The 6405-nt window shown below is 70.4% G+C and carries 6 protein-coding genes; 3 read left to right on the top strand and 3 right to left on the bottom strand.

The annotated features are described in order from the left end of the window. Positions 1-66: 66 nt before the first annotated feature. Positions 67-342, bottom strand: a complete 276-nt coding sequence (locus OEB96_RS02085; protein WP_266213712.1) for a hypothetical protein — start codon at positions 340-342, stop codon at positions 67-69. Between the two features lie 189 nt (positions 343-531). Between OEB96_RS02085 and OEB96_RS02080 the strand changes: the two genes are divergently transcribed. Both OEB96_RS02080 and OEB96_RS02075 read left to right on the top strand, forming a co-directional pair. Then, complete coding sequence (locus OEB96_RS02080) at positions 532-1299, top strand: hypothetical protein (RefSeq protein ID WP_266213711.1); 768 nt, start codon at positions 532-534, stop codon at positions 1297-1299. 132 nt (positions 1300-1431) lie between these two features. Then, positions 1432-2076 carry a DUF3102 domain-containing protein gene (locus tag OEB96_RS02075; protein WP_266213710.1) on the top strand — a complete coding sequence of 215 codons (645 nt, stop codon included), beginning with the start codon at positions 1432-1434 and terminating at the stop codon, positions 2074-2076. Positions 2077-2106: 30 nt separating this feature from the next. Here OEB96_RS02075 and OEB96_RS02070 read toward each other — a convergent pair whose 3' ends face one another. Continuing rightward, positions 2107-3150 carry a hypothetical protein gene (locus OEB96_RS02070; protein WP_266213709.1) on the bottom strand — a complete coding sequence of 348 codons (1044 nt, stop codon included), beginning with the start codon at positions 3148-3150 and terminating at the stop codon, positions 2107-2109. 79 nt (positions 3151-3229) lie between these two features. On the opposite strand from OEB96_RS02070, the gene OEB96_RS02065 reads away from it, so the two are divergent. Then, positions 3230-3898, top strand: a complete 669-nt coding sequence (locus OEB96_RS02065; protein WP_266213708.1) for a sterol desaturase family protein — start codon at positions 3230-3232, stop codon at positions 3896-3898. A 45-nt stretch (positions 3899-3943) separates the two neighbouring features. On the opposite strand, the gene OEB96_RS02060 is transcribed toward OEB96_RS02065, so the two are convergent. After that, positions 3944-6394, bottom strand: a complete 2451-nt coding sequence (locus tag OEB96_RS02060; RefSeq protein ID WP_266213707.1) for a hypothetical protein — start codon at positions 6392-6394, stop codon at positions 3944-3946. Between the last annotated feature and the right edge of the window lie 11 nt (positions 6395-6405).

Raw genomic sequence — 6405 nt, 5'->3', positions numbered from 1 at the left:
CGAGCGTGCGGTGGTCGGACACCGGACGTGCGGTGCACCAGAGGTCCGGCGCGCCTGCAAGACGGGTCAGGGCGACCTCGTACGAGGCGGGATCAGGGCCATGAGCTTCTCGATGAGCTCGGACGGCGTGAGCACGACCCCCGATCGGGGGTCGGCCAGTTCTTGACCGTCCCCCACCCGTTCTTGACCGAGGGTCAGCCACTTCTTGACCTCCCCCACTCGTTCTTGACCGGGGGCCAGCCACTTCTTGACCACCCCCACCCGTTCTTGACCGGAGGTCGGCCACTTCTTGACCTCCCCCACCCGTTCTCGACCGGGGGCCAGCCACTTCTCGACCCCCACCCGTTCTCGACCGGAGGGTCGGCCACTTGTCGACCACCCCCACCGACCTCGTCCCAGCAAGTCGCACGGGTTCACATCGGAACCCTGCCCACCACGAAAAACACCTCGTCAATCGAGAAGGATCCCGAACACTGACCCCGGCGAGCGTGGCCTCGCCAACGAGATCAGCACCAACGAAGGACCCCCAAGATGACCAGTGAGCTCGATACCCTGCGCCCGATCCTCGAAGCCATCGCACCGGACGACATCATCAACCCCATCACTCCGATCGCGGTCGCCCTCCAAGAAGCCAGCGACCTCCATGCTGCGATCAAGGGCGACGACACGTGGGAGCGACTGGTCGAGGTCGGCGTCGATCCAGCGGCAATCGACGCCATTCCGCTCGCGGTCGCGGCCACGCGGCAGGCCCAGTCGCAGTGGGTGGTCGCTCGCGATCGCGGCAAGGCCGAGGCGCAGCGCGAGCGCGAGCAGTCGGGGATCGAGCTGCGGGCCGACATCGTGGCGGCATGCCGCTGGAACCTGCGCAACGAGGCGGCCGCGCTCCGGGTCGTCGACGAGATCGTGCAGGGCGAGGGCATCGCCGATCTGGTGCAGGACCTGGTCAACCTCGCCGCGCTGCTCGGCAAGCACCCGTCCGCGTTCGACGGTGACGACACGTTCGATGCCCCGGAGCAGGCCGAAGCGGCCCGCAGCGTGGCCGAGGAGATCACGGCCGGGCTGGCCGAGTCGCGCACCACTGGCGATCACGAGGCCGCCAAGGTGCTGCGCGACCGGGCCTACACCCACCTGGCCAAGCGGGTCGCCGACCTGCGCGAGGCCGGGCGCTATGCGTTCCGCAAGGAGCCCCGGCGAGCGGCGGTGTTCGGCAGCGCATACATGCGCCGGGCCAAGGCGCGGTCGCGGCGGAGGGCCGCCGAGGTCGGCCACGGCAGCGAGCCCGAGGCCGCCGTGGCGTGAGCCGGGCTCACCGGTGTGAACGAGGCCGGTGCGGGAAGCAGCCGAAGGCGGGCCGAGAGGTCCGCCTTCGGCGTTGGTTGAGGACGCGAAAACGTTTTCGCATGGACCGCCAGAACAGAGTTTGGACGACCAATGGCACGTATACCGGCTCGACGCACCGAGGACCCCACCGACTGGACGCGCAACCGGGAGGTCGCGCGGCTGACCAAGGAGATCCTGGCGCTCCAGCGAGAGGCCGGCGCCAAGGTGGTCGCCACGGTGGTCGCGATGGGTGACCGCATGCGGCAGATCCGGAAGCAGCTCGAGCCGGGACAGTGGCTGTCGTGGGTCGAGACGGCCATGCCCTTCACGCCGCGTACGATCCAGAGCGCCATCCGCCTGTCGGAATGGGCCGAGACCGAGCCCCGCGAGCTCACGCGCCTCGAGCACCTCGGACCCTCCAAGCTCTACCACCTGGTACCGCTGGCGCCCGACATCCGCCGCAAGCTCACCGGTCGGGTCCCGATCGTGATTCCCGGCCACGACCGGCCCAAGACGATCGAGACGATGACGGTGATCGACCTCAAGAAGGTGATCGGCGACCTGACCGACCGCCCTGCTCCTCCCAAGCCGATCGGCAAGCTGGTTGCGGGCCTGCGCCATCGAGTGGCGGGCCTCGACGTGCTCGCCGACGAGCTGGTGCGCCGCAAGGACGAGGTGGATCCCGAGCAGGTGGAGGAGGTGCTCGAGGGCCTCGAAGAGGTGCTCGAGGCGCTGCGCGGGGCGTTCGAGGAGTAGGGCACCGCAACGACCCAGCGCCCCCGCCCCCTACCCCACCGGCACGTTGGCGCACGCCTCCGCGATCGCCCCCGCCAGCGCATCGCCGAACACGTTCGCATACCCGCCGGTCAGCTCGATGTCCCCCCAGATCGGCTCATCCTCATCGAACAGGTTCATGAACTGCCACAGCTTCTGGTTCACGTCCACGATGCACGGTGGCACGAGCCCGCTGACGAAGATGCACGCATCTCCGCCGCACTCGGCCTTGGCGTCGCGCACCATCTGGGCGTAGAGGTCCTTGCTCTCCACCGACTTGTCGGGCTCGTCGGTGAGGTAGAAGATCACGAGCAGCGCGTTGGCGTCGCGCAAGAACCCCTCGTTGGCGGTGGCGTTGGCCGGGTGGGCGAAGAACCCGGTGGCCGCCACCGGCATCTCGAACGAGCACCCGTCCTCGCCCGCGGCCACGGCGGCCTGCGAAAACCACGTGCTCAGCTGCCCCGGGTCGTCGTTGGAATTGGTCTCGAAGTACGTGCGCCCCCCGAACTCGAACAGCCGCCCCTGGGTCCCGTTGCCGCCGTCGTTGGTCTCGTCGGGTCGCAGGTAGTGCGCCTGCACCTCCGGCAGCGTGGCGGTGCTCTGGCAGTTCATCGTGGCCTCCTGCGCGTCGCAGCCGTCGTCGAAGTCGGTGGTGGTCAGCCCCACGTGCACGTCGATGTTGGGCGGCAGCGCGTCGTACATCGCGGTCACGAAGTCGGGGAACTGCTCGGTCAGCGCCATCTGGAACGTCTGCATCGACTCCGAGTTGTCGATCACGAACAGGAAGTCGATGTACTGACACCCGCCCAGCATCGGCGGCGGGGTGTCGAGCTTGCCGTCGTCGAAGGTGTCGTCCACGCCCTCGGTGGTGGTCGACGTGGCGGCCGTGCTCTCGTCGTCGTCGGTCGGGCCGTCCGAGCCGAACGACGTGGGCGGCGGCGGAACGATGGGATTGGGGTCGCTCGGCTCCACCGTGCACGCAACGCCCATCCCCATCCCCATCCCCATCACCAGCACCGAGAGCGAGAGCCCCCCCGCTGCCCACGCGCCTGCCAACGTCGCCATCCCTCGCCCCCTGTGCCGCGCTCGCATGTCGGGGCAGTGTACGCCAATCCCGGCTGCGTTACGCTAGCGGATGATGAGCACCTCGCGACCGCGGTCTCGGCTCGACTCGGTCGAGCGCTTGCCCCAGGCGGCCGCCCTGTTCTTCCGACACGGCAGCCCGCGACTCCTGGCCGCCTACCTGCTGGTGCTGCTGGCGCTGCGCTCGTGGCACGGAGACCTCGCGCTCGGCGACCTCGGGGCCGTGCTCGGAGTGGTGATCTACTGGCCGTTCCAGGAGTGGGTGCTCCACATCCACGTGCTCCACATGCGTCCGCTTCGCTGGCGCGGCCGCACGATCGACCCGCTGGCAGCCCGAACCCATCGCGCCCACCACCGCGAGCCCTGGAACCTCGACTTCGTGTTCCTCCCGCGGTCGGTGATCGTGGCGCTCATCCCGGTCAACACGCTGGTGTGGTGGGCGATCACCGAGCGCCTCGGGGTCGCACTCACCGGCATGGCGGCCATGGCCGCGGCGGCGCTGCTCTACGAGTGGATCCACTATCTCACGCACACCCCCTATCGCCCTCGCTCGCGCTACTATCGATCGATCTGGCGGGGCCATCGCCTGCACCACTTCAAGAACGAGCGCTACTGGCACGCGTTCACCGTGCCGTGGGTCGACACCCTGATGGGCACCAATCCCGATCCCGGCACGGTCGAGTCGTCGGCGACCTGTCGCAATCTCGACGGCCGCCAGTGACGACGCACCACTCGATGCCCGCTCCATGCCCGCTCCATGCCCGCTCTATGATGGGCACGCCTCGTCGACGGTGAAGCTCTGCTCCCATAGCGCCAGTGCCTCGGGGGTGCTGCCCAGCACCAGCGGCATGCCGCACGCATCGTGGAATGCCGCCGCATAGGCGTCCGCATCGGCCATCTGCGAGATCTCCTCCACCCCCGGCAGCACCACGAAGTAGGTGGTGCCCGTCTGCAGCACCGTGCCGTGGACCCCCTCGTCCACGAAGAACGCGATCCGGCCGAGGCTGTCGTCGCCGAGATCGAAGTCGAGGCAGGGGATCGCCCCGGCCGCGACCTCGGCCGGGCTGGCCTCGGGATCGCAGCCCGGGCCGCCGGCCACCACCGGCCCGTCGGGGTCTCCGGCCCGCAGCTCGAGCTTGTTCAGGTTGGCGGCGCTGGGATCGGGACGATTGCTCAGCGCGAGCTCGAATCGAGTGCAGCTGTCGATCACGAGATTGTCGGTCGGAAACAGCGAGTCGGGCACGATGCGCAGCTGCGGGGTCTCGATCACGTGCTCGGCCCGCCCGTCGAGGGTCCCCTGCCCGGCCGAGCGCACGTGGTGCTCGGCGTCGGACCCGGCGAACACCAGGCGGTAGGTCGAGCCGGAGCACAGCGCCAGATCGTGGTCGGCCAGCCGCTCGGGAATGAAGACGGCGTTGGCCATCCAGCCGTCCGCCACGCTGCGCCCACGTACGAGCCCACGCGCCTCGGCGCAGGCCTCCACGTCGGCCCGAGACACGTGCCCGAGCGTGGCCAGGCGCACGTCGAGCAGCGCGCGGTCCTCGTCCCAGCGCAGGCCCCCGCGGGCCTCCACCAGCGGCAGCGCATGGTCGCCCGCAGGCGAGGCGGGGCCGGGATCGCTGGCCGTGCCCAGCGGGGCCTCGCACCAGGCGTCGAGCGCGTCGGCGCACGAGGCCGGCTGCCCCGGATCGCACAGACACGCGGCGACCGGGTCGAGCGAGGGGTGCCGATCGTAGGCCGACACCGCGACGAGGTCCTGCTGATCGGTGGGATCGCAGCCGGGGGCTCCGCCGAACGCCGGGTCGCAGCACGCCGCCTCGTCGAGGAGGCCATCGCCGTTCGCGTCGCACTGCGACAGGCGATCGCCCGCGCTGCCGTCGGCGAAGTCGGCCTGCGCCACCATGCACGCGCCGGCCGACCGCGGATCGAAGCGCTGGTCGACGCACCACCCCTCGAACGCGGTGACGCTCGAGCAGGTGCCGAACCACTCCAGGCGACACACTCGATCCACACAGTCGTCGCCGTCGGTGCACGCCCGTCCCGCCGCATCGTTGCCCACGCACTCCTGACCGTCGTCGCACTCGGTGGAGTGCGCACACGGGGCACCGATGGGCTCGAGGCCAAGCGGGCGATCGTCGGGGTGGGTCTGCCGCAGCTCGTCGTAGAGCGGCAGGGGCCACGCCTGGGTAGGGCCGTCCCACGCATAGGTGTAGGGCATCGCGGGGCCGCGCTCGACCTCGAACACCAGCTCGCGACACTCCACCATCGGGTCGTTCTGCGGGTTGCACGGGATCGCGGTGCCGTCGTTGGCCGAGCGCTCCACGCCCCCGGGGCCCACGCCGTAGCGCGCCACGGTGGCGGGGCTGAGCAGCCGGTCGCACGCCGAGCAGCAGGTGTCGGCCCCCGCCTCGGGCGTGTCGCACGACGATCCCATCCGGGTGCTCAGCAAGCCCTCGGTGGGCGAGAACACCACGTCCGGATCCATCCGCAGCGGTCGCAGCACGCCCCCGTCGTCCCAGGTGCCCACGCACTGCGTCTCGAGCTGGTCCTCCGTCCACGGGATCCCCAGCGCGGTCAGCCGCGCGGCGCAGGACTCGTTGACGACGCGGGTCATGCGATCGCCATCCCCCGCACTGCCCTCCACGAAGTCCCCGCGCAGCGCGGTGCCGGGCCCTTGCAGCACCATCACCTCGGGGAACCAGAGGTAGGGCTCCTCGCGGGTGGGATCGGCCGGGTCGGGCCGCACGCGCTCGAACGAGCCGCGCTCGACGGGCGTGGCAAAGCCCACGTCGAAGCGCGTCCCCAGCCAGGCGGGCGAGAGGCGACAGGCTTCCTCGATGCCCAGCGGCGAGTCGGCCGCCTCCTGGGTGTCGGCGCAGGCGACGATCGCCTGCCCCTCGACCGGCGCCGGGCTCACCGACGCGGGGCACCGCGGACCTTCGCAGGTGTCGCTGCCCAGCAGGTGGATCGGGCGCAGCTCGAAGCCAACCGCGGACAGGTGCGTCACCGCGAACTCGAGATCGCAATCCTCGGTGCACTGCGGCTCGCCGCTCGAGGCCGAGTCGGCGCCGGTGTCCGAGGAGGATCCGGTGCCGGGATCGGTGTCGGTGTAATCGCCCAGCACGCCGGTGCCGATGCCACACGCGGAGACGGGGAGCAGGAGGAGGGCGGCGGCGATCCGACCACCACGACGGATGGGATTGCGAAGCTCGTGCATGACGTCTGCCC

This window comes from Paraliomyxa miuraensis, assembly GCF_026337845.1.
GTDB lineage: Bacteria > Myxococcota_A > Polyangia > Nannocystales > Nannocystaceae > Paraliomyxa > Paraliomyxa miuraensis.
Note: the sequence above shows the minus strand (reverse complement) of the source record. Positions and strands in the feature narration are given on the sequence as shown.